The 23,987-nt window shown below is 33.9% G+C and carries 23 protein-coding genes and 1 other annotated feature; of the genes, 21 read left to right on the top strand and 2 right to left on the bottom strand.

Annotation, left to right across the window (positions count from 1 at the left end):
* Positions 1-8: 8 nt before the first annotated feature.
* The 11 genes from WKS98_RS05365 to WKS98_RS05315 all read left to right on the top strand — a co-directional run bounded on the left by WKS98_RS05365 (position 9) and on the right by WKS98_RS05315 (position 8,918).
* Complete coding sequence (locus tag WKS98_RS05365) at positions 9-3,299, top strand: penicillin-binding transpeptidase domain-containing protein (RefSeq protein ID WP_498917559.1); 3,291 nt, start codon at positions 9-11, stop codon at positions 3,297-3,299.
* Positions 3,296-4,345 carry a ribonuclease E/G gene (locus tag WKS98_RS05360; protein ID WP_498917557.1) on the top strand — a complete coding sequence of 350 codons (1,050 nt, stop codon included), beginning with the start codon at positions 3,296-3,298 and terminating at the stop codon, positions 4,343-4,345. Before WKS98_RS05365 ends, WKS98_RS05360 begins: the two co-directional genes overlap by 4 nt.
* Before the next feature lie 14 nt (positions 4,346-4,359).
* Positions 4,360-4,427: a sequence feature (ribosomal protein L21 leader region), on the top strand.
* A gap of 10 nt (positions 4,428-4,437) precedes the next feature.
* Positions 4,438-4,749, top strand: a complete 312-nt coding sequence (gene rplU / locus WKS98_RS05355; RefSeq protein WP_498917556.1) for a 50S ribosomal protein L21 — start codon at positions 4,438-4,440, stop codon at positions 4,747-4,749.
* A 1-nt stretch (position 4,750) separates the two neighbouring features.
* Positions 4,751-5,095: a ribosomal-processing cysteine protease Prp gene (locus WKS98_RS05350; RefSeq protein ID WP_498917554.1), complete on the top strand. Its 345-nt coding sequence runs from the start codon at positions 4,751-4,753 to the stop codon at positions 5,093-5,095.
* Complete coding sequence (rpmA, locus tag WKS98_RS05345; protein WP_498917552.1) at positions 5,095-5,385, top strand: 50S ribosomal protein L27; 291 nt, start codon at positions 5,095-5,097, stop codon at positions 5,383-5,385. The genes WKS98_RS05350 and rpmA overlap by 1 nt, the downstream gene beginning before the upstream one ends.
* A 93-nt stretch (positions 5,386-5,478) precedes the next feature.
* On the top strand, positions 5,479-6,750 hold the full coding sequence (obgE, locus tag WKS98_RS05340; protein WP_498917550.1) for a GTPase ObgE: 1,272 nt from the start codon (positions 5,479-5,481) through the stop codon (positions 6,748-6,750).
* A gap of 8 nt (positions 6,751-6,758) precedes the next feature.
* Complete coding sequence (gene yhbY / locus WKS98_RS05335; RefSeq protein ID WP_498917548.1) at positions 6,759-7,046, top strand: ribosome assembly RNA-binding protein YhbY; 288 nt, start codon at positions 6,759-6,761, stop codon at positions 7,044-7,046.
* Positions 7,033-7,632, top strand: coding sequence for a nicotinate (nicotinamide) nucleotide adenylyltransferase (nadD, locus tag WKS98_RS05330; protein WP_498917547.1), 600 nt, complete (start codon positions 7,033-7,035; stop codon positions 7,630-7,632). The genes yhbY and nadD overlap by 14 nt, the downstream gene beginning before the upstream one ends.
* Positions 7,625-8,212: a bis(5'-nucleosyl)-tetraphosphatase (symmetrical) YqeK gene (gene yqeK, locus WKS98_RS05325; RefSeq protein ID WP_498917545.1), complete on the top strand. Its 588-nt coding sequence runs from the start codon at positions 7,625-7,627 to the stop codon at positions 8,210-8,212. Before nadD ends, yqeK begins: the two co-directional genes overlap by 8 nt.
* Complete coding sequence (gene rsfS, locus WKS98_RS05320) at positions 8,199-8,507, top strand: ribosome silencing factor (protein ID WP_498917544.1); 309 nt, start codon at positions 8,199-8,201, stop codon at positions 8,505-8,507. The genes yqeK and rsfS overlap by 14 nt, the downstream gene beginning before the upstream one ends.
* Before the next feature lie 18 nt (positions 8,508-8,525).
* On the top strand, positions 8,526-8,918 hold the full coding sequence (locus WKS98_RS05315) for a RidA family protein (RefSeq protein WP_237036743.1): 393 nt from the start codon (positions 8,526-8,528) through the stop codon (positions 8,916-8,918).
* Positions 8,919-8,957: 39 nt separating this feature from the next.
* Here the strand turns inward: WKS98_RS05315 and WKS98_RS05310 are convergent, their stop codons facing one another.
* On the bottom strand, positions 8,958-9,470 hold the full coding sequence (locus WKS98_RS05310) for a metallophosphoesterase family protein (RefSeq protein WP_498917543.1): 513 nt from the start codon (positions 9,468-9,470) through the stop codon (positions 8,958-8,960).
* Between the two features lie 149 nt (positions 9,471-9,619).
* On the opposite strand from WKS98_RS05310, the gene WKS98_RS05305 reads away from it, so the two are divergent.
* The 10 genes from WKS98_RS05305 to WKS98_RS05260 all read left to right on the top strand — a co-directional run bounded on the left by WKS98_RS05305 (position 9,620) and on the right by WKS98_RS05260 (position 22,169).
* Entirely contained in the window at positions 9,620-10,735 is a 1,116-nt protein-coding gene (locus tag WKS98_RS05305) for an extracellular solute-binding protein (RefSeq protein WP_498917541.1), read from the top strand.
* 54 nt (positions 10,736-10,789) lie between these two features.
* The gene (locus WKS98_RS05300; RefSeq protein ID WP_498917539.1) at positions 10,790-11,809 is read left to right on the top strand and encodes an ABC transporter ATP-binding protein; all 1,020 of its coding nucleotides are present in this window, start codon (positions 10,790-10,792) and stop codon (positions 11,807-11,809) included.
* A gap of 2 nt (positions 11,810-11,811) precedes the next feature.
* Complete coding sequence (locus tag WKS98_RS05295; RefSeq protein WP_498917538.1) at positions 11,812-13,569, top strand: ABC transporter permease; 1,758 nt, start codon at positions 11,812-11,814, stop codon at positions 13,567-13,569.
* A 119-nt stretch (positions 13,570-13,688) separates the two neighbouring features.
* Entirely contained in the window at positions 13,689-14,357 is a 669-nt protein-coding gene (locus WKS98_RS05290; RefSeq protein WP_498917536.1) for a response regulator transcription factor, read from the top strand.
* Entirely contained in the window at positions 14,344-15,888 is a 1,545-nt protein-coding gene (locus WKS98_RS05285) for a sensor histidine kinase (protein ID WP_498917534.1), read from the top strand. Before WKS98_RS05290 ends, WKS98_RS05285 begins: the two co-directional genes overlap by 14 nt.
* Positions 15,881-16,735 (top strand): ATP-binding cassette domain-containing protein, encoded by an 855-nt coding sequence (locus tag WKS98_RS05280; protein WP_498917532.1) that lies wholly within the window; start codon positions 15,881-15,883, stop codon positions 16,733-16,735. The genes WKS98_RS05285 and WKS98_RS05280 overlap by 8 nt, the downstream gene beginning before the upstream one ends.
* Positions 16,735-17,523 carry an ABC transporter permease gene (locus WKS98_RS05275; protein ID WP_498917530.1) on the top strand — a complete coding sequence of 263 codons (789 nt, stop codon included), beginning with the start codon at positions 16,735-16,737 and terminating at the stop codon, positions 17,521-17,523. Before WKS98_RS05280 ends, WKS98_RS05275 begins: the two co-directional genes overlap by 1 nt.
* A gap of 180 nt (positions 17,524-17,703) precedes the next feature.
* Positions 17,704-20,250 (top strand): YfhO family protein, encoded by a 2,547-nt coding sequence (locus WKS98_RS05270; protein WP_498917529.1) that lies wholly within the window; start codon positions 17,704-17,706, stop codon positions 20,248-20,250.
* On the top strand, positions 20,241-21,311 hold the full coding sequence (locus tag WKS98_RS05265; RefSeq protein ID WP_498917527.1) for a GNAT family N-acetyltransferase: 1,071 nt from the start codon (positions 20,241-20,243) through the stop codon (positions 21,309-21,311). Before WKS98_RS05270 ends, WKS98_RS05265 begins: the two co-directional genes overlap by 10 nt.
* The gene (locus tag WKS98_RS05260; protein WP_498917525.1) at positions 21,312-22,169 is read left to right on the top strand and encodes a PIG-L deacetylase family protein; all 858 of its coding nucleotides are present in this window, start codon (positions 21,312-21,314) and stop codon (positions 22,167-22,169) included.
* A gap of 24 nt (positions 22,170-22,193) precedes the next feature.
* Here WKS98_RS05260 and WKS98_RS05255 read toward each other — a convergent pair whose 3' ends face one another.
* Positions 22,194-23,837: a heparinase II/III domain-containing protein gene (locus WKS98_RS05255; protein ID WP_498917523.1), complete on the bottom strand. Its 1,644-nt coding sequence runs from the start codon at positions 23,835-23,837 to the stop codon at positions 22,194-22,196.
* Between the last annotated feature and the right edge of the window lie 150 nt (positions 23,838-23,987).

Below are 23,987 nucleotides of genomic sequence, written 5' to 3'. Positions count from 1 at the left end.
GTGTGAATATGAAAAAACTATTTAAAAAATTTTTTAAAGCATCAGATAGAGAGGATAGACTTTTTGCTACAAAAATCATCCTATTTATTCTAATGCTAATTCTTTTTTTAAAACTGTTTTATTTGACGGTGGTAAAAGGTGACTACTATAGCGAGATGTCTGAAAACACTAGAATCAGAGATATTGAAATAGCGGCTCCGAGAGGAAATATTTACGACCGAAATGGTGAAATTTTAGCAACCAATAAAACGGTTTTTACAGCGAGCATTTTAAAAAATGAATTCTTAGAGCATAATCAAGAAGAGAGAAATAAAAATTTAAGAGACCTAAGTAGGCTTTTAGAGCTTGATGGTTCAAATATAAATCCAGACTATGTGCTATCTTTAAATCTTATAAAGTACAAGGATAAAGATGCATATAAAAATGAAGAGCTAAGTCCTATGGAAAAGATGATTGAGATAATAAGGGACAACGACCTTTTAAAGACCTTAATCTATAAAGAGGAAGAACATGACGGCTATAAGTACAGAGTTATAGACACTGTAATAAAGTCCATGAAGAATAAAGGAGTTGACCTTCCTGTTATGTCTGGAAGTGAAAAGATAGAGTTTATAAATCCTAAGGGATCTAAGTACTTAAAGGAAAATTCCTACTATGAGGGGGAAGTGCCTTACGAATTTTTAGGAAGAAATTTAAGTAAGGACGAGGGGATAATTAGAAATATATTAAACCATCCTATGGGAAGAAAACTTGCATTTGAACTATTAAAGTCTTCGAAATTGGAAGAAAATCTTGAACTTGTACCAATGGGCTTTCAAGATGAAATGGCGCTTTGGGAGACAAAGGCAAAGCTTGCAAAGGAATACCCTGGAATAACAGGGAAGTCTTCTGCCAAGGATGACTTTGTGGAGATTGTAAAGAAATCATCCCTTGACGAACTGATTTCAAATGTAACCATTAATTCAAAGGCTGAAGAAAAAGTTATGGTCCCTGCAAAGTATGCAATTGAGTTATTGAATAGAAAAAATATAAATCACAATCTCAAGGTTGTGTTAGATGAAAAAGATGCTAACAAACCTGTGGCAACAATTGAGTACACCGATGATGAAAAGCATGACTTAAAGGCACAGGACATGTTAATATCCCTACTTAACGAAAATGGATTAATGAAAGAGTTTATAACAAATGACGACGTTAAGTACATTGCACAAAATATTAATACAAATAAAAACATCTTGCCATCCATCTCTGTAAAGGACTGGATCTATTCGTATGAAAAAAATATTGATGATATGTATGAGAGATTTAAACTGGACAGAGAAAAGGATGATATTAAAAAGCTTTATGCTGAAGTTATAGACTACTATGAGTTAAAGGACTATGACATCTATGACCAATATAATATCTTAAAGCTCTATGACCTTATTAATAAGCATGGAGACCTACGATATGTACCACTGGATCTAACTTATAATCTATCAGAGGTTACATTTGCGTCAATTGAAGAAAGATTTCCAAGTGGCTCAGGTATAATAGTTGACTCGGAACCAATAAGATACTACCCTGAAGGTTCACTTGCATCACATACAATTGGGTACATTGGGAAAATTTCTACGGAAGTTGAAAAAGAGGACTATTTGTCTGATAAAAATTATAATTTGGCATCACTAATTGGTAAAAATGGAATTGAAGAGAGCCAAGAGAGACAGCTAAAGGGAACGAATGGAAGTAGAAGGGTCATGGTAGACAACAGGGGGAATGTTACTGAAGTTTTAGGGGAAACAAAACCAATTCCTGGAAATGACGTTTACCTTTCACTGGATAAAAATATTCAAAAAGCTGCAGAGGACGCCCTTAGGGAGACTATAAATTCACTACAAACGGACAATGTGTTTAACTCAAAGTGGGGAGATGTTAACCTTGTAAGTTCAAACACCACTGGACAGTATAAAGACGCCTCTTCAGGGTCAGTTGTAGTTTTAAATGCAAAGACTGGGCAACTGGTAGCCATGGCAAACGCACCGGACATAAACTTAAATATGTTTGCAACGGGTATATCCGCCTCCGACTGGAAAAATCTATTTCCAAAGGACGAAAGGGATTTGATTGCGCCAAGACCACTTTTGAATATGGCGATGCAATCTGCAATACAACCTGGTTCCACATTTAAGCTTGCAACATCATTAGCAGGCCTTGAAACGGGACTTAACCCCGACTTTACAATAAAATGCCAAGGCTTTATTGAAGTTGGTGGAAGAACTTTCCAAGACGCCATCTGGGGATTATATAGAGGAGTTCATGGCAACGAAGGCACCAGAGAGGCCATTAGAGACTCATGTAACTACTACTTTTACAACCTAGCACTGGGAGTTGAAAAGGGATCAAAGGACAACGGTCCATATAAATTAAATGTGGATGACGTTGCAAAGTATGCAAAGATACTTGGCCTTGGAGAAAAGACAGGTATTGATATAAATATTCCAAAGGAAGCAACAGGAATACTTCCAGATAGAAGCATAAAAAAGGCCACTTATAAGAGGCTATACCAAAACTTTTTGGAAGAGAATTCCGAAAAGTATCTAGTAGATAAAAATATTAAAAAAGAAGAGCTGGAAGAAAAGATTCAAACCATGGTGAAGTGGATTGATGAAAAAGAAGTTCCAACTGAAACGGAAATTGTAAAGAGACTTAAGGACCTTGGATTTGACACAGCAAAAGTGGTGGGAGATTCAAAGCAAAACTTCCCCGCACAAATAAAGTATAACTACATTGACCAATCAAATTGGTTGGTGGGAGACAGTTTAAACGTTGTAATCGGTCAGGGACAAAATGCCTACACGCCGCTTCAAATGGCAAGGTATATAGCCACAATTTCCAATGGAGGAACCAAGAACAAGGTCTCCGTTGTGGATGAAGTAAAGGATCCGATGAGTGGAAGGGTTCTATACAAGAACAGTCCTACTGGAAATAAAATAGATATCGACGACTTCTCTTCACTACAAGTTATAAGAGAGGGAGCTAATATGGCGGCTAAAGAGGGACATACTGGAAGAGTCCTAGGAAAACTTCCATTTGAAATGGGAGTTAAGTCGGGAACTGCAGAAGTAGGTTTCACCAACCCTGTTACTCATCAACCTTATAGCGACTATGGATGGATGGTAGGTTTTGCACCATATGACAATCCACAATATGTAATCGCTGCAGTGGTAACACAAGCGGGAACCAGTATGAACATAACTCCAATGGTAAGGGAGATTATGGGAACATGCCTTGAAGCATCACCAAAGGAAAATAAATGATTAAGCAATTTGTAGAAAAGAAAAAAGATGAATTAATAGTTGGCAGTATAAAGGACAACAAACTTCAAAATATTATTAAAATCGCCAATAGTGAAGCGGTTTTCATTGCGAGAATAGAAAGAAAGATGCCAAACTATAGTGGATATATTATTTCTCTGGATAACAAAGAAAAGGGTCTTTTGGATGAAAATAAAACCAATGGACAAGTAAAGCCGGGAGACACTGTGCTGGTGGGGCTATATAAGAAGACCACAGAGGACAAGCTTGACAAATACACAATGAACTACTCCATCCCGGGGCGATACATCGTGTATTATCCAAATTCAAATAAGGTAAATGTTTCAAAGAAAGTTCCCGAAGATAAAAGAGAGATTCTTTTACAAAAGGCTAAGGAAAATAAAATTCAAGGAGTAGACTTAAGGACCAATTCCTATAAAGTGAACTTTTCTAAAATCATAACAGAGTATGAAAGACTTAAAAAGGTAAATGAAAAGATTTTACAGGAATCAAAATTTCTTCCAGTACCACGAAAACTTTTTACTTCTTACAAAAACCTCTTTTCAATTTTAGAGGACAAAGAGAATATTATTGTAAATGATGGAGAGACTTATAAATTTTTAGAAAAGTATTTAGACGGAAAGAAAATTTTCCTTGATGAAAACTATTCATATGAATTTGACGGCGATATAGAAGATGACTTGGTAAACTTAAAAAGGGGATTTTTGCCTTTACCAAGTGGAGGGAACATCATAATAGAAAATACAAAGGCCATGACGGTTGTGGATGTAAATGGCCTTGGAGATAAAAACTTTTTAGAAACCAATAGGGAAGCTGTTAGAGAAACCCTAAGGGCCATTGATGTTTTAAATCTTAATGGCATTGTCGTGGTGGACGCCATTACAATGAATAAAAAAGATGAAAAGTTACTCGCAGAGTTCGTTGAAGATGAATTAAAAAGCCATTCAAAAATAAAATTTCATGGAATTACAAAACTTGGCCTTTTAGAATTCACAAAGTCTGCAATAACTGTTGACATTTCAAGATAATTGAAATATAATAATCAAGTGTGTAACCGCACGATTCAGGTTTTAAGCGAAAGCACCTGTGTCGGCGAGTCTTAAATATGAGGAGGTGCACTATGTACGCAATAATTGAAACAGGTGGAAAACAACTAAATGTTGAGGTTGGCAAAAGCTACAAAGTTGAAAAACTTAATGTATCTGAAGGAGATACTGTAGAATTTGACAAGGTTCTAATGATTTCTGACGGAGAAGAACTTAAAGTAGGTAAACCAATTCTTGAAGGAGCAAAGGTTAAAGCAACTGTTGAAGCTCAAGGTAAAGGCAAGAAGGTTATCGTTTATAAGTTCAAAGCAAAAAAGAACTTCAGAAAGAAAAAAGGACATCGTCAACCTTTCACTCAAGTAAAAATAGAAGCAATAGAAGGTTAATATGATTGAAGGTAAGATTATTAAAAACGAAGCCAATGATATTATAAGCATTTCAGTTATGGGTCATGCAGACTCAGATGAATATGGCGAAGATATTATCTGTGCTGCAGTTTCAATATATCTAACCAATACAATAAATACATTAACCGAGATAGTTGAAGTAGAAGACTTTATAGAATATGAGATTGGCGAAGGACATTTTTTATTGAATGTGTACTACGAAGATCTTGACTTAGAAAAGAAAAGGGAAACTACTTTAATATTAGAAAGTTTAAAATTAGCCTTGACTTCAGTTGAGGATTCATACGGAGAATACATTAAAATTGTAACTGAGGAGGTGCAATAATGTTAAAGCTTAATTTGCAATTATTTTCAAGTAAAAAAGGGGTAGGTTCATCTAAGAACGGTCGTGATAGTAAAGCTAAGATGCTTGGTACTAAGAGAGCAGATGGACAATTCGTTTTAGCAGGAAATATCCTTGTTAGACAAAGAGGAACAAAGATTCATCCAGGAGCTAATGTAGGTAAAGGAAGCGATGACACTTTATTTGCAAAAGTTGATGGAGTTGTAAAATTTGAAAGATTAGGAAAGACAAAGAAAAAAGTTTCTGTTTATCCTAAAGAAAATTTAGCTTAATTAATCACCGTTTATCGGTGATTTTTATTTTATGGTTATTTTCTGTATTTATGATATTATAGGAACAGAAAGATGAATTGAAAGGAAAATAACATGTTTATAGATATAGCAAAGATAGAATTAAAGGCAGGAAAGGGAGGAGACGGAGCAGTTTCCTTTAGACGAGAGAAGTTTGAACCGTCAGGTGGACCCTACGGCGGCGACGGTGGTAATGGTGGAAGCATTTATTTTGTTGCCGACGAATCTGTAACAACGCTTTTAGACTTTAGATATAGAAAACACTATAAGGCTGAAAATGGTCAAAATGGTGGTACGAAGAAGATGTTTGGTAAGGGGGGAGAAGATTTATTCCTCAAAGTTCCAGTGGGAACCCTAATCAAGGACTTCGACACCGACACCGTTATGTTTGACCTTAGGGAGAATGGTCAAGAGGCCCTAGTTTGTAAAGGCGGTAGAGGTGGTAGAGGAAACGCGAGATTTGCCACTTCAAAAAGACAGGCTCCAAGGTTTGCAGAGCCGGGAACAAAGGGCGAAGAAAAGACCATAAAGCTCGAGATGAAATTAATTGCAGATGTTGGCCTGGTGGGAATGCCAAATGTTGGAAAATCTTCACTACTGTCCATTATGTCCAAGGCCAGACCAAAGATTGCAAACTATCACTTTACAACTCTGGAACCAAATCTTGGAGTTGTGGACGTGGGAAATCACAATTCATTTGTAATTGCAGACATACCAGGGCTTATAGAAGGTGCCAGCGAAGGTGTGGGACTTGGTTTTGACTTCTTAAAGCATATTGAAAGGACGAAAGTGCTTGTTCATGTGCTTGACGTGTCTGGTTCTGAAGGCAGAGATCCAATTGAAGATTACAATATAATAAGAAAGGAAATGCTTTCTTACAATTTAAAAATCGGCGACAAGAGAGAGATTATTGTTGCAAATAAAATGGATATTCCAGGGGCAGAAGATGGCTTAGAGAAATTAAAAAAAGTATTTTCAGATAGAATTGAAGATATAATTGCAATTTCTGCTGCAACAACGGAAAATATTGATGAATTAAAATATAAAATTTACGAAGCTGTGCAAGAAGCAAACATCAATCCACAGACATTTGACGAAATATATATTCCAGTGGAAGAGGAAGCAGAGCCAGACTACACAATTACAAAGGAAGACGGTGCATACATCGTCACTGGACCGCTAATAGACAACTTAGTATATAGAACGAATTTTGAAGACCATGAAGCACTACGTCATTTCCAAAAGGTTTTAACGGACAAGGGAGTTTTTGAAGAATTAAAGGAAATGGGAATCCAGGAGAATGATACGGTTATCGTAGGCGAAATGGAATTTGACTATTTGGGATAGGAGGTAATATGATTAATCCTAAACAAAGATCATACCTTAAAGGGCTTGCCCATAATATGGAGCCAGTTTTAAGAATAGGTAAGGATGGTGTAACTAAAAACACCATTTCAGAATTAGACAATCTTTTAAACAGCAGAGAGCTGGTTAAGATAAAAATTTTAGACAACAACTTAGATAGTAGACAAGAGATGATTGAAGAGATAACTGAAAAATTACAGTGTGAATTTGTTCAGTTTATCGGGTCAAAATTAACAATTTATAGACAGTCAGAGGAAAAGAAAATTGAGTTGCCATAATTTTGGTATTTTTGGAGGGACATTTAATCCAGTGCATATTGGCCATTTAATCCTGGCGCAGGAAGTGAAGGAGAAGATGAATCTGGAAAAGATTATCTTTGTCCCTTCGGGAAATCCTCCCCATAAGAAGGCGGATGTAACAAAAGAGGACAGGCTTCAAATGTTAAGGCTTGCAATTGAAGACAATAGTGATTTTATAATTGAAGATTATGAAATTAAAAAGACTTCAAAATCCTACTCCCTTGAGACCATTAAGTACTTAGAAGGGAAGTATAATTGCAAAGACATGTACTTTATTATTGGTGAGGACTCCTTTATGGAAATTGAAGACTGGTATAAATATGAAGAACTTATTTCAAAGGTTAAGCTAATTGTGGTAAATAGAAAGACCGAGTACAAAGACACTATCGAAGAAAAGATAAAAAGATATTCAAGAGATGGCGTTGAAGTAAAGTTTGTAAAGATACCTAATCTTGAAATATCTTCTTCATATATTAGAGAAGAGTTTAAAGAAAAAAGAGACCCGAAGTACTATATACCAAAGGCTTCATACGAATATATAAAGCAAAGAGGTCTATATGATTAGTAAAGATGAAATAATAAAAGACTTAAAAGTGATGCTTTCAAAGAGTCGTTATGAGCACACCCTTTCAGTGGCGAAGAAGGCAATTGAACTTGGCAAGCGATTTGGCATTGATGAAGAAACTTGTGAAATGGCAGGACTTCTTCATGACTGTGCAAAGGGCAATGAAAAATATTATGAAGAAAAATATAATGACGAATTCAATGAGCTTTTAAGTCGTGAAGAAAATAGGCAATATGAAAATCCTTTTTTAAAACACTGCTTATTGGGTATGATAGTAGCGAAGGAAAAATATAAAGTTACGGACTGTGAAGTTCTTAATGCCATAAAGGAACACACAACGGGAAGTCTATATATGACGGACCTTGCAAAGGTTCTCTACTTGGCGGACAAGACGGAAGACAATAGAGATTATGACGGTGTAGATGAAATTAGAAAAGTTTCCATGATAAATATGGACAAAGCCATGGTGCTTAGTTTAAACAACACCATAAAGTACTTAATTGAAAAAAATAGAACCATTGCACCGGAAAGTATTGAACTTAGAAACTTTTTATTAGGAGGTATTGGTGAAAGAGATTGATTTAATAGTAAAGGCATGCGAAGACAAGATTGCAAAGGATGTATTGTCCATAAAACTACAAGAGGGCATGGCAATAGCAGACTACTTTTTAATCGCTACAGGTAATACATCTAGCCAGACCCAGGCAATAGCAGACGAAGTTGAGAAAGTTGCATTAGAAAATGGAATGACCCTTGTGGGCGTAGAAGGATATAGAGAAGGCAGCTGGATACTTGTAGACCTGGGAGATATTATTGTGCATGTTTTTACACCAGAAGCAAGAGAATACTACAATCTTGAAAGATTGTGGAAATAAATTTAAAGGAGATGTACCATGGGATTAGAATTTATTAAAACTCATAAGGCCCCTGAAGCAATCGGACCTTACTCACAAGGAACAGTTGGAGAAAAAGGTGCAAGAGTACTTTTAGTATCAGGACAACTTCCAATTAAAGATGGAGAATTAAAGACAGATATTAAAGAAGCAACTAAAGCGAGCCTTGAAAATGTGCTTGAAATAGTTATTGCAGGCGGCGGAAAATTAGAAGACATTGCAAGAGTTGGAGTATTCGTAAAGAATATGGATGACTTTGGCGAAGTGAACAAGGTATATGAAGAATTCTTTAAAGATCACAAACCTGCAAGAGCATGTGTACAAGTTTGCAAACTACCAAAGGATGCTGTAATAGAAATCGAAGCAACAGCATTAGTAGAAGATAATCTATAAAAAGAAACCCTTTTACCAATACGGTAAGAGGGTTTCTTTTTACTTTATTTTTATTTCAGAGATAGGTGGTGAAAGTATTATTTTTTCAAACTTCACACCATCACTTAAGTCCATAACTGCAAAGCTAGTTGGATCATAATTATACTTTGCTATGGTAGGGCTACCAGGGTTAAAGTAGTGAACTCCATCTATTAACTCATCAAGGTATACATGGGTATGACCAAATAGACAGATATCAAAATTTTCTTTCTTTGCCTTTTCTTGAAGTCTAGATAAGTCCTCTTCAACTTTGTACCTGTGGCCATGGCATGCAAAAATTCTGTAGCCATTTATTTCAACAACAGCTTCATCTTCATACTTATCATATATTTTAAAATCATTATTCCCCAAGACGCTTACACAATCTAAAGATGTCTTTTCTTGTAGCACTGGACCATCTAAATAAAAATCTCCTAAAAAAATTATGTATTCGCATTTGTTTTCAAGGATTAGTTCAGCAGTTTTATCTAAAAACAGTCCATGAGTATCACTTACTATTGCAATTCTATCCATATAATCACCTTTATCAAAAAAATATCATATATATTATAACAGAAGGGTACAGGTTTTTCACTTTTTATTTAAATAATTATAAAATTATGTAAAAAAAGTTGAGTATGATATAATAGTGTTGATTATAATAAAGAAAGGATGATTTATTAATGAAATCAAAATTACGTGTTTTAGCAATGTTTCTTTTACTATCAATCACTTTGGTAGCATGTAATAAACCAAACAATACTAATGGTACTGAAATGGGTTCTAAAACAGAAACAAGTGAAAAGCAAGAAGGAGCAAAAGATAAAAAGATTGTTCTATACAGTAACTCTTTTGCTGACGAAAAGATAACTTGGCTTGAAGAAAAGTCAAAGGAAGCAGGATTCGACGTTGAAGTTGTATTTATCCCAGGTGGAGATTTACTTCAAAGATTATTAGCGGAAAAGAACGATCCTCAAGCAGATGTTGTTATCGGTCTTGATGAAGGTGGATTTGCAAAACTACAAGCAGAGAATATGTTTACAAAATGGGATCCAAAATGGAAATCAGAAATAGATAGCGAATTAATCCATGGAGATGGATACTACTATCCATGGTCTGAACAACGTATATTCTATTACTTTGATGGAAATCAAATGAATAAGGATGACGCTCCAAAGTCATATGAAGAACTTGCAACAGAAGCTAATCAAGGTAAGTACTATGTTCCAGATAACCTAACAAGTTCTACAAATCAAAAGATTGTATTCCCTATTTTACTTCAAAACTTAGATAAAAATGGAGAACTTGGAGTTTCAGAAAAAGGTTGGGAGCTAGCAAAGAATTACTATAAATATGGTAAATCAGTTGAAGCTGAAAATAGTTTAGCATCACTTCAAAAGGCTATGACAATGGTAAAGGACGGAGAGTTCAAATACAGTTACTACTTCTCAGGTGGTATTATAAAGGCTGAAAAAGAATTTGATATTAACTCAGTTCCAGTAAATCCAGATAAAGGTGTTTTTGCCATGGCAGAACAAGTTGGTGTAATGAATCATGGTGATGATGCAGACTATACTGTTGCTAAAGAATTTGCTGAATGGTGGGGAACAGCAGAAGTACAAAAGGCTTGGGCAAAAGAATTTGGTACAGTACCTACAAACAATAATGCAAGAGAAGCGGCAGACCCAAGAGTTCTTGAATTATTTGATCAAACTGATCGTATGGATGTAGATTGGGATGTATTAAATGAACATCTTGATGAATGGGTTGAAAAATTTGAATTAGAAATTATGCCATAAAGTTTTAAATGAAATGCGGGAGTTATCCCGCATTTTATTTAACAGGGAGGATATATGATAGAGTTAAATGATATAGAAATAAGATATGGAGATTATGTTGCAGTTAAAGACGTGAACATAGATGTCAAAGAAGGTGAATTTTTTACTTTCCTAGGACCATCTGGATGCGGTAAGACTACAATACTTAGATCCATAGCGGGATTTTTAAAACCATATAGTGGAAATATTATCTTGGAAGGAAAAGATATAACAAATATGGCGCCTGAAAAGAGACAAATTGGTATGGTGTTCCAGTCATATGCACTATTTCCTACAATGACAGTTTTTGATAATATTAGCTACGGTTTAAAGGTATTGAAGATGCCAAAGGATGAAATACATAAAAAAGTCATCGAAATGGCAAATCTTGTTGAAATCAAGGAGGAACATCTTAAGAGAAATGTGTCTGAACTATCTGGTGGGCAGCAACAGAGAGTTGCCATAGCAAGAGCCTTGGCAAAGGACCCAAAGCTTATATTATTTGATGAACCACTATCTAACCTTGATGCAAAACTTAGAAAGCAACTGCGTCAAGAGATGAAGGACATTCAAAGAAAGACTGGTATGACAGCAATTTATGTAACTCATGACCAAGAAGAAGCTCTTGAAATGTCGGATAGAATTGCGGTATTTAATAAGGGGCTTGTTGAGCAGATAGGTAATCCACTTGAAATATATGACAAATCAAAAACAGAATTTGTTTGTACATTTATCGGTGAATCAAACAAGATAGGCGATAAACTTTTGAATTATATAAATGAAAACTCGTCAAATATTAAATTTGATCCTAAAAACAATCACTATATAAGAAATGAAAAGATTTTACTTCATTCAATACAAGATAGAGAAACTGTAAAAGTTAAAGGAAAAGTGGAAAGACATATGTATGAGGGAGCCTACTCCCATTACATTATAAATGTATTTGGGTCAGATCTAACAATTTTACAAAAAAATGATTCAACTACAAATATAAATCTTGATGAGGAAATAGATTTATATATTAATCCAGAAGACATCTTAGATTATGAGGTGTAGTTATGAAAAATTCTAAGAATAAAAGTTTTGAAAAAAGCAAAGAGTTTAATCTATCAAAAATACTTTTAATTTTAGTTATAGTCTGGTTTGCAGTAGCATTTATAATTTTACCAACGGCAACCATAATAGTAAGTTCATTCCACGACGGCTCAAGTTTTAGTTTTAATGCGGTTAAAAAGGTTTTAAACTCCAAAAGGGCAATGACTTCAATAAAAAATTCATTATTGACAGGACTTGTTCTAATATTTACAACTACAACTGTAGGAGTTACACAGGTATTATTAACTGAATATTTTGATTTAAAATTTTCAAAAGTATTTAGAGCAGCATATATGTTACCACTGGTTTTTTCAGGGGTAATACTGAATAATGGATATCTATACGTATATGGAAAAACTGGCATACTTACACAGTTTTTAATGAAGATATTTCCAAATATGAACCCGGGTTGGTTTACTGGTGCATTTGCAGTTTTCTTTGTTATGACCTTTGGTTGTACTCATCAATATATGATTTTCTTTAGAAATGCAATAAATAGTATAGACAATGAGCTGATAGATTCAGCAAAGAACTTGGGAAGTAATCAATTTCAAATACTATCCAAAGTTGTTATGCCAATAGTAAAACCTACATTAATAACTCTAATAGTTATTACATTTCAAACTGGATTAATTTCTTTTGCAGCACCGTTGATGGTTGGTGGAAAGAACTTTCAAACAATTTCGCCACTGATATTAACCTTTGCAAAAAGACCAAGATCAAGGGATATTGCAGCGGTGTTGTCACTGGTACTGGCTTCGTTTCAAATACTATTGTTAGCATTTATGACATGGAATGAATCTAAGGGGAACTATATGTCTGTGTCAAATAGTAAAAAGAGACTCCGAAAACAAAAAATCCACAATCCTGTGGCAAAAGTTTTTGTATATGTAATAGCAGTAATATTATTTATTATTCAAGCGTTACCATGTATTATGATTCTTATTTCATCGTTCCTAGACACAAAGGCGCTTTCAAGAAATGTTATAGATTTTAAACACTTTACATTAGAAAACTATAAAAATGTTCTAACTAAATCAAGTAACTTGGACCCACTACTTAGATCATTTTTATTCTCGGGAATCGCGGCGGTTGCTTCAGTACTACTAATGCTTATACTTGTGAGACTAGTTATGAAGGCGAAGAGCAATAAACTAATAAAGAGTTTAGAATACTTCTACTACGTACCTTGGCTAGTTCCATCAATTCTAATAGCTCTAGGTTATATGATGATTTACGACAGACCAAGACTATTAATCTTTAACCAATCAGTTATTGGGTCGCAGTGGATACTGGTGATTGCATATACAGTGGCAATTATTCCTTCGACTCTAAGGTATCTAAAGAGTGCATACTATAACTTTAATACCAGTTTAGAAGAAGCTTCTCAAAACTTGGGGGCAAGTTCACTACGAACATTTTTAAAAGTGGTACTACCGGCGATGTTACCAACGGCACTTGCATTATGTGCATTAAATTTTAATACAAATTTAGCAGAGTACAATATGTCTGCATTCCTATATCCACCGGGAAGCGAAACAATTGGTATAATAATTACTCAAAATGCATCTTCTGTTGCAACTATGGACTCAAAAGCGGTAAATTTAGTTTATTCAGTACTACTTATGTTGCTAAACTCCATAGTGATTTACTTTGTATATGGTAGAGGGCTTAAGATTTCAAATAGACAAAGTGGATTTGCGGAAGAAAAAAAGAAATAAAATAAAATGATGAGGCTGATGGCTTCATCTTTTTTTATTTTTGCAATTAATTTGAAAAATCATAAAAACTTCATACAAAATTCACACGAAGCTGATATTATAATCCTAAGGAGATAGATATGGCAAATATATTATTATTGGAAGATGAAAAAAATATAAGAGAAGTACTGGTTGAGTATTTAAAAGTTTCTGGAGCGACAACTTTTGAAGCGGAGGACGGAAATAAAGCTGTTGATATATTAAACAGTGAATACATTGACGTGGCAGTTTTAGATATTATGGTTCCGGGCATAAGTGGAATTGATGTTCTATCTTTTATCAGGACGAATCCTAAGACAAAAAATATCGGAGTAATAATGCTCACTGCCCTTGATGATATAGGAACTCAGGTGTCGGCTTTTAATAACTTTGCTGATGAGTATTTGGTAAAGCCCGTGTCGCCAATTATTTTAATAAAGAGAATTGAAACACTACTTCGTCGTATTAAGCCTCAGGTTTTAGTTAATCATGAGTTTATTATGGATGGCGAATCCTATAGGGTCTTTGTTGATGGAGAGGAAATTCCATTTACCTTAAGTGAGTTTTTAATTCTTCAAATGCTTTACGAAAATAAGGATAAAGTTTTAAGTAGGGAACAGTTAATTATGGGCGCATTTAATGAGGACTATATTGGAAATGACAGAATAATTGACGCACATATAAAAAATATTAGAAAAAAACTGGGAAAGGATTATATCAAAACCGTTATTGGCATAGGATATAAATTTAGTGAAAATGAAATTAGGTAAGAAAAATTTAATCTACAGCATCTTCCTGGCTGTGACAATTTTAATAATAATAGTTTCCTATTTGGCATTTCTATTACCAAATCTATATGTAAATCAAAACATTGAAAGCATTAGCGAGGAGATAAAAAAATCTCATTTTGAAATGGTTCATGGTGCTAAGGATTTAAGAAAGATTAGTAAACTTGGAAATCAAGTTTTTATTGAAGTTGATAGTGATTTCAATGAGTTAAAATTAAACTCAATTGGATTAAGGGGAGTAATTAATATAAGTGGTTCTGAAATACAGCAAAGTCTTAAAAAAATTGAAGATACTATGAAAAGTGCAAAAAAGAACAAGGGAGCAGGAAATTTTGAAGCTTATGAAATAGATAGGGAAGCTAGTAAAATTGGAAAATATATTCAAGACAATTTTAAAATTGATGGAATTAAAAGTGATTTAAAATTTAGTGAAGCTTTTAAAAGGCGTGATGAAAATTCATATACTGATTATAAAAAGCTAAATAAAAACACTGTGATGCTAAGTCTTAGCTATAGGGAAGAAAATGTGGCTGACTACATCAACTGCATTTTAATTACAAATGAAGATGGTTTTTACAAGGTTTCCCTTGACTCTTTCATAGCACCGCGAATTGAAGACCTACTTCCGGTGGTGTTATCCAGCATTCCAATGATAATTTTAGTTTTAATGTTACTTGTAATAGTTGTTTCAAGTCTCTATTCAAGAAGGATTGTGGAGCCAATTGTAAAGATACAAAGGTTTAGCGAAGTTTCAAAGAGGTCAACTCCAAATTATAATTCCATTAACTTTCATGGAGAAGATGAAATAGCAACCCTTAGTAGAAATATAGTTGAAATGGACAAGGCGTTAAGAAAAAATATTGAAAAGCTTCGTGTTGAAGGGGAGAGGAAGGAAGTCTTCACAAGATCTGCAACCCATGAACTAAAGACACCTATTGCTGCGTCAATCCTACTATGTGATGGCATGATTAATAATCTAGGGAAGTATGAAGACAGGGATAAGTATCTAAGGGTTTTAAAAACTGAACTGTTAGAGATGAGCTCTATGGTTTCAGAAATTCTTTTAACTACAAAGGAAATGGAAGAGCTTTCTTTTGGAGATATTAATTTAAGGGATACATTTGAAAAAGAGATTTCAAAGTATAAACTAAAAACTGATGAAAAGAATTTAAAAATTAATTTAAAGGGTGATGGCTTTTTAAACACCGACTCAGAAATTTTTATCAAAGTAATAGATAATATTTTGGAAAATGCCATTAACTATACAAGTGAAAACGGCTTTATTGACATAGAGCTTGGTGAAGATATAAGTATTTACAATGAAGAGGCGACCATACCTAGGGAGATTGAAAAATCTATAATGGAACCCTTTGTATCTTCTACAGAGAGTAAGAGTAAGGGACTTGGTCTGTACATTGCAAAGTACTACTCAAACTTAATTGGACTTGAGATTGAAGTGAGAAATAAAAACAAAGGAGTTTTAACAGTGTTAAGGAGGGGAAGAGATGATTAAGATTAATAATCTTAAGGTTAAATATGGTGACTTTACAGCACTTACCATTGAAGATGAAATAATTATTGATAAGAACAAAAAGCTTGGCATATTAGGCTCTAATGGAGCGGGTAAGACCACTTTAATCAACGCCATAATGGAGCTTGTGCCATACAGTGGAAGCATTGTAAAGGATATTCCAACAAATGAAATTGCAGTTCATATGCAGTACAATAACTACCCTGAAACAATTGCTGTAAGAACGGTTATGGAAGCAATTATTGGATGTAAGCTTGAAAATTGCGAAAAGATTATGGAATTAATAAAATTTTTTAAGTTTGAATCCGCACTTAAAAAGACCTATAAAGATCTTTCTGGAGGGCAAAAGCAAAGGCTTACTGTGATTTTAGTCCTTGCGCAGGAGAGTCCGCTTACGATTTTTGACGAAGTAACCTCTGGCCTTGACTTTCAAACGAGAAGTTCCCTTATGGAGCTTTTGGAAAAGTGGTACAGGGATAGGGACGACACTTTGATATTGGTGTCTCATTACTATGACGAACTGGAAAGGCTTGTGGATGATGTACTGATTTTAGAAGATGGGAAAGTTGTGGATTATGATTCAAAAACTGCACTGTTTAAAAAGTATTGTGGAAATAGAATAATTTCATTTAGTGCTTTGGATTATGATGAAGAGCTTATGAAGGACTATAAAAAGATTGAGGCGCCAGAGGGAAAAGTTGCAATATCCATGGATAATGATGAAGAGGAACTCAAACTGGAGAGGATTTTGGTTCAAAAAGATATCGACTTTGAAAGAGCATCTAATGATATGGAAGTAATGTATATAAATGCATTGAGGAGGAAGTAATGAAGAGGAACAACTTTAAATACCTAGTTATAATGGAACTAAAAAGTATGATGAAAAATGTACTGTTTTTAATATTTGGACTCTTCCTACCACTATTTTTATTAATAATTATAGGAAAGAATGGACTAAATGACGTGCCAAAGGAAATACTACCAGATGTACAGACGGGTTTGTTTTTAGGATTTTGCATAGTAATCCCTTTTTCTGCAATGCATATTGGATATGCCGCAATGTATGCGGAGTCACTGGAAAAAGATATACCACTTCGATTGGAACTGTTTGGTAATAGCCCTAAGAAACTTTTCTTTGCAAAGTTAGTTTCAAATTTAATCTATGTGAGCTTAGACTTGTTAATCTATACAATAGTTGCTGTATCTGTGCTTGATATAAAGAAACCTTCATCAACTGGATTAATTGGGTCGTTAATAATGTTTTATATTTTGGCAATACTATTTATGTTACTTGCCCATGGGGTGGCATATGGCACAAGAAAGTTTGGAACAACATACGCCTTTACAATGAGCTTTTACTTTTTCGCCATGGTAACTTCGGGACTAATGGGAGTGGGAAAGGATTCACTGCCAAAGGCTTTAAACACAATTGGAAGGTTATTCTTACCAATGTACCACATAGGAGACGAAAAGTTTTTAGATTTCTACTTGGGAAAAACATACAATATGGCACCACTGGTTCAGTCCACCATAACTTTTGCAGCCTTTGTGATTTTAGTGTTTATAGGAGCCCATAAGTTTAGACAAAGGATTGGAGCGTATAAAAAAATAGGCTAATAAAAATTAATCTTAGAGAAGCTGGTTGGAATTTCAGCTTCTTTTTTGATTCTTCAACTACAAAATTTTCCCGCATCCAACTTCTCACCTCTCACTTTCCACTTCTCACTTCCAACCTCTCACCTCTTAATTTAATGAAACCTTTTTTATTTTAAAGTATAATACTGTAGAGGGGGAACTATGAAAGAAAGATACGAAAGACTAAAACAAAAGAAATATTATTTTTTTACATTGGCATTTTTGATTCCATTTTTGACCTTTGTAATTACATATATTGCAAATGGATACTATCCAATTGGGAAAAATCAAATTTTAATTGTGGATGCATACCATCAATACTTTCAGTTCTTCCAAGTGTTAAGGGACAAACTGATTAATGGTGGAGGGTTCTTCTACACCTTTTCTATGGGACTAGGTTCCGACTTTATCGGAATATTGGCTTATTATTTAATGTCCCCATTTAATATATTTTTAATTGCAATTCCAGAAGATTTTGTAATTGTATTTTTCGAGTTTTTAATTGCATTTAAAATTGGATTGGCAGGACTTAGTTTTAGCATCTTCCTCTATTCAATTTACAACAAAAAGGACTACGCACTGGTGGCTTTTTCACTAATCTACTCACTAAGTGGATTTATATGTGGTTACTACTGGAATATAATGTGGCTGGATGTAATAATTCTATTTCCGCTGGCAATTCTTGGAATAAAAAATGTGGTTTGTTCAAACTCCTACAAATTTTATTTTTTCACCTTGCTAGGATGCTTTATATTTAACTACTATATGTCCATATTTGTAGTTATAGGAATTATTTTATTTTACTTTGGCTATAGCTTTGTCTATAGACTCAACCTTATGGACTTTTTGAAAAAAGGATTTAAAACTCTTTATTATTCCATTGCTGCGGCCCTTTGTTCTGCCGTTTTACTTTTGCCCACTGCAATTGGGCTTAGCAGAGTGTACAAGACCCCAGCCGCATTTAGCGATAAAATAAAACTTGTAAATGACTTTAGGGACTTAATGGCAAATGCACTGGCATTTAACCAGTCCACAGTTAGGGATGGCCTACCAAATATCTACAGTGGATTATTAATAATATTTTTTATTTTTGTGTATATCTTTGTAAAGGGCATTTCCAAGAGAGAAAAGTTAATTAGCGTATTTTTCATTCTCTTTTTATACCTCAGTACCAATGTCAATGTGCTTGACTATATTTGGCATGGCTTTAGATATTCAAATATGCTTCCGTCAAGATTTACATTTATACTTTCCTTTATAGTAGGCATAGTTTGCTATAAGACCTATGAAAATTTAGAAACTACAAATTTAAAAATTATTTTTCCATTTTCCTTCCTGTCACTATTTATCATTTACTATGTTGGACAGGAGAGGGACTGGGAGATAACAGTCGCAAACTTACTCTTGATGTTTGTATATATCATCTGTACATTATTTATAATCAAAGGGGAAGACTATGGCAAAAAGATTTTTTGTCTAATTCTTACAGTTGAACTTATAGTTAACGGTGGCTTTGGACTTTATTCTGGAGGATGCACAGATTATTATGAATTTATTAAGGGCAAAGAAGAAATAAAAGTACTGCAAGGGGAGACGGACAAAAAAGAGTTTAAGAGACAGGAGTCCATGGACCGTTTTACTTTTAATGACCCAGCCCTATACGGTTATAACGGCTTGTCACTATTTTCTTCCACACTGGACAAGAGGGTGTCCACGTTTTTAGAAAAGATGGGACATAGCACAAGCCCAATTGGAAATAGAGTTTATTACAACTACACCACACCGGTTATAAATGGATTTTTAAATATTGGATACCTATATGAGAGGAACAATCCAGTGGATGTATTTGGATTTAAAGAGATTTCCAGCTGGAGAGGCGTTAGACTTTTAGAAAATGAGTACTGTCTTCCGCTGGCCTTCGAACCTAAGGGGGATATATCTAAAGACGAGTTCAAATATGATAATATAGAAAATCAAGAAGAGCTTTTCAAAATGATTACAGGAACGGATAAGGATATTTTCACTGAAGTTCAAAGAATTTCTGAATCTGGAAAGGGACTAAAGATTAGAAACTCCATGGAAGATAAGGTGTTTTTTAATACAAAGGAAGACACTGCAACATTAACCTTAGAATATGAAGCCACTGACGATGGCTACTATTACTTTGACTCTGATCATGTGGAAGATGATAAATTTGTTGTGGACCACTATGGTGAGAGAACCTCTTTTGATATTCGAAACAAGAATATTGTTGGAGGACTTCACTTTAACAAGGGAGACATCTTTAAAATAAATGTTGAATTTGGAGAAGGAGACAGTGAGGACTTTTTCTTTAGAGTGTTTAAGCTTGAAGAGGATAACTTTATTAAAGGCTTTGAAAATGTAATGGAAAATGGTGCAAAGAATGTAAATATTAATAAGGAAAAGGTAAGTTTTGACATAGACAGTGACAGTGGCGAAATACTTACGTCAATTCCATATAACGAAGGATGGAAGGCCTATGTTAATGGAGAACCTGTCAAAACCGATGAATTTTATGGAAGCTTTTTAAAGATACATGGAGTTAGTGGACAAAACCATGTGGAGTTAAAATATATTCCTTCTGGATTTATATACGGCATGGCGATTTCACTTTTAACAGCGATATTTCTTGCCATTACAAATAGAGAGGCCTTGAAGAACATAGGAAAGGAAAGAAGATGGAAATAAAAGAGATTAAAAATTTAGAAGATTTTGAAAAATATATTTCTGACGTTGAAAAAATTTGGGAAAACACTAAAGAAAAAGTAGTTTTTTCATCTCCCATATTTTTAAGAGAGTATGTAAGGGCAAATGAAGATAAAAATCTTCTTTACCTTTTAATGTATGAAAACAACAACCCCATACTTCTTGCTCCTTTTGAAATAACGGAAAGGAAGGCAGCTCTTTCAAAATGGCGTGAACTACAATTTGGTCTAGAGGGAGATTTTAAAAACATTCTTTTGGATGACTGCGTTGTAAACTACGACACGTCAATAAAAACTCTCTTTAACTACATTGAGAAGCTTCCAATAGACCGAGTTGTCCTTGATAATATTTTGCCTGAAAGTTATTTAAGTAAATACATTTTAAAAAATCATAAACTAAATGAACATTTCAGTCAGCAGAATATGGTTCCCACTTTAAACCTTGAAGATTACGAGAACTTTGATGAATATAATAAAACTTTTCCTTCCAATACTAGGAAGTATAAAAACAAGATTTTAAGGGAAAAGAATATCGAGTTTCAAGTTATTGATAACATGAGCGAAGAACTTTATGAAGAGATAAAAAATATTCATATTGAGGAAAAGATTTTTTTAAAATCCCAAGGAAGGGACGAAAGATATTCTTTATATGAAGATGAAAAGAGGGAAGAGTTTATAAAAAATGTACAGCTTGGGTCGAAGGCTGTTAAAAACTTTATCATCCGTGATATTGAAAAAGGAAAAGTTATTGCATATAGAAATTGCTATGTAAATGGGGAAGAACTGGTGTCATGGAACACGGGATACTCTCCAGAATACAGAGAGTATAGGCTTAACAACGCCCTCTTCTATTTTATATTTGAAGAATTGTTTAAACAAAATGAATTTAAAAAGTTTAACTTTGGCGTTGGAGGATATGCTTGGAAGTTTGGATATGCAAATTCATTTACAAATATATATATTTTAGACTACTTCACTTCAGATAGGGGTAGGAAAATCAAAAAATTGATTGGCTTTAAAAAGGCCTTGGAGGAATTAAAATAAATGTGGAAAGATACTGTTGCAGAAATTTTATACTACCCTATAAAATGGTTTAATATTTTTAATATTAAGAGGATGTATGGAAGTAAAAGTTTCAAAAACTTAAAAGAAATAAATTTACCTTTGGGAGAAACCCTAGTTATATCTCCCCATGTTGATGACGAAACCATTGGAATGGGAGGACTTTTATTAGGAAACAAAAAACATAATGATAAGGTAGACCTAATTTACCTTACGGACTCTTCAGGATCAAAACCAATTAAGGGAGTTGATATAAAGGCTGAAAGAAGGGCGGAAGCAAATACCTTGGCGAAAGAACTTGGACTAAGGTCTTTAAAAATATTTGACGCAGAAAACAACAATGTAAATAAATATACTTCACAAACCGCCGGTGAATTGGAAGATTACTTAAAGAGCAAAGATTATAAAAATGTATTTATAGTAACTCCCTACGACTCCCACTATGAACATCGATGGTGTAATTATGTATTTAGGAAGGCTTTGGAAGACTTACACTTGGATTTTAATATCTATCTATATGAAGTTAGCAGTTTTCTTCCAGACCATATGGTAAATTCATATTGCAAAATAGATGAAAAAGAAAAGGAAAGGCTGTTTAAAATATTCAAGAGCCAAAAGGCGGGTATGGACTTTGATATATTTTTAGAGTTAAATAGGTTTAAGGGCAGGGCATTTAAAGAAAAGTCCTATGTGGAACTTTTTGCAAATATGAATACTACAGAATATAAAGAGATGATGGACGGCATTAACGACAAACAGGTTCAAAAACTCTTGCCAAGGAGGATTGCAAACCACAGAACCTTTTATAAAGTGTTAAGAGACAATAGTGAAATAAAATAAGTCAAGACTCCTAGGAGTGCTTGACTATTTTAAATTGATTTCAAAATCTATATGTTTTTCTAATCCAGAAGTTTTGATATAAATAACCTGTGTCTTTTGTCCCTTGTCATAGGACCTTGAATAGTATTTATCTTTTTTTAATTCCATCTTCTCTTTACAATGAACGGTTCCAATTTTTTCCTCTGCCCTAAAAAGTTCCATAGAGTTTTTGTCCTTTGAAGACACAACTTTAATTTCCGGGGCCAAATGAAAGTACAGTTCGTAAGTTTTTTCCTTGTCATCCTTTGGGAAGATAGATGTCTTAACATTTATTTTTTTCAATTCATCATCAAAATCAATTTCTCTATACACTTCAGCCTTTTGTGACCTTCTTGAAATGGCTGCCATTTTATTGTCTCCTAGGTTTAGCATTTCACCGTCTAACACAGTCGGAGAGATTTCTTCTTCTCCGTCAATTACAACGCTATTATGAGCAGGGTAGGTCCTAACATACTTACTCTCTGGGTTGTCCCAGTCATAGCCGTACTTTCCAACTTCCGTAAAAATATTTCCATTTTTATAAAGCCAAAATGATAAATCATGGTCATGATGATGATAGGACAGGTATGCGGGGCCAATAAAGGCAAGGCAGTTTTCGCCTTTTTTATAAATATCAAACCCTGAATCTAAAAAAATGTTTCTACTATCGTTACTGTCTTTTAATTCCTCATCAGTATAAAAATCATGTAGGTCAACTTTTATAGATGCAGTGTCTCCAATATTTGGCAAAAATCCATTTGGTAAGATAATTGCCTTTGAATAGCGAACGCTTTTTTTATAAATATCCACCAGTTGATTATACTTACCAAAATCTATGCTTTGCACAGAGTTAAAAAAGTCTTTCAATATATAGAGCATTTCAAAATGGTACTCTGGAGAGTTTTCCAAATGTACCCCTTCACTGGAGAAGGATTTTAAGAAATACTCTTGAAGTCTTTTTGTTGAGGCTGAAACAAAGTTCGGCCTTGCAAATGCCTTTCCGTAGAAGTATAGGGACAGGTCTTGAAACATTCCATGATTATTAAAACCAGAATACATTTCAGTATTTAATTTATTTGCAGTAAACTCCAAGTTGTCACGCATGAGTTTAAGTTCATCGTCATTTAAAAAGTTTTTTGCTACCTTATAAAATCTAACGGTGTTGATTTGCCTTTGGGCTGTTGTTTCGTCATGCCATGGCATATTGTTAACTGGCTCAAAGTCGTAGGGGCATTGCTCATAAAAATCTTTTAAGTACGCAAATCCCTTTTTCAAATATTCTACATTTTCCCTTTGAGTATATGCATTTACTAAATCGTTTAGCATGAAAAAAGAATATAGGTAACGCTGATCCGATCTGTTTTTATCTTTAAACTCATTCATGTCGCCATTATATGTCCAATAATTATTTTTCTTTGATGGTATTAGTATTTTATTGTTTAAAAGATTATCTGATTCTTTCAAATAATTTGTTGAAAAAGTTTCTCGTCTTAAACCCTTTTTCTTTACATAAATATCTTTACTGATGTATTCTTTTTGGAAATTTCTCTGCAATCCAAAGGGAGCTGCTAGAAAAATAAACACAACAGTTGCTATGGAAAGTATTGAAAGAATCAAATTAATATTTTTTCTGTACTTGTTAAATATCAATCTGTTCTCCTTTGTCAAATCTCATTTAATTATAATATGTAATTAAAAAATAATAAAGCAATTCTATTATAAAGAGGGAAAGTGCTTTAATTGGGTATAAGTTTAAGTACAAGTAGATAGTAATTAATAATTTTATTTTACAAACTCTTG

This window comes from Lagierella sp. ICN-221743 (assembly GCF_037890055.1).
GTDB lineage: Bacteria > Bacillota > Clostridia > Tissierellales > Peptoniphilaceae > Mediannikoviicoccus.
This window is presented reverse-complemented; position numbering and strand designations above follow the sequence as displayed.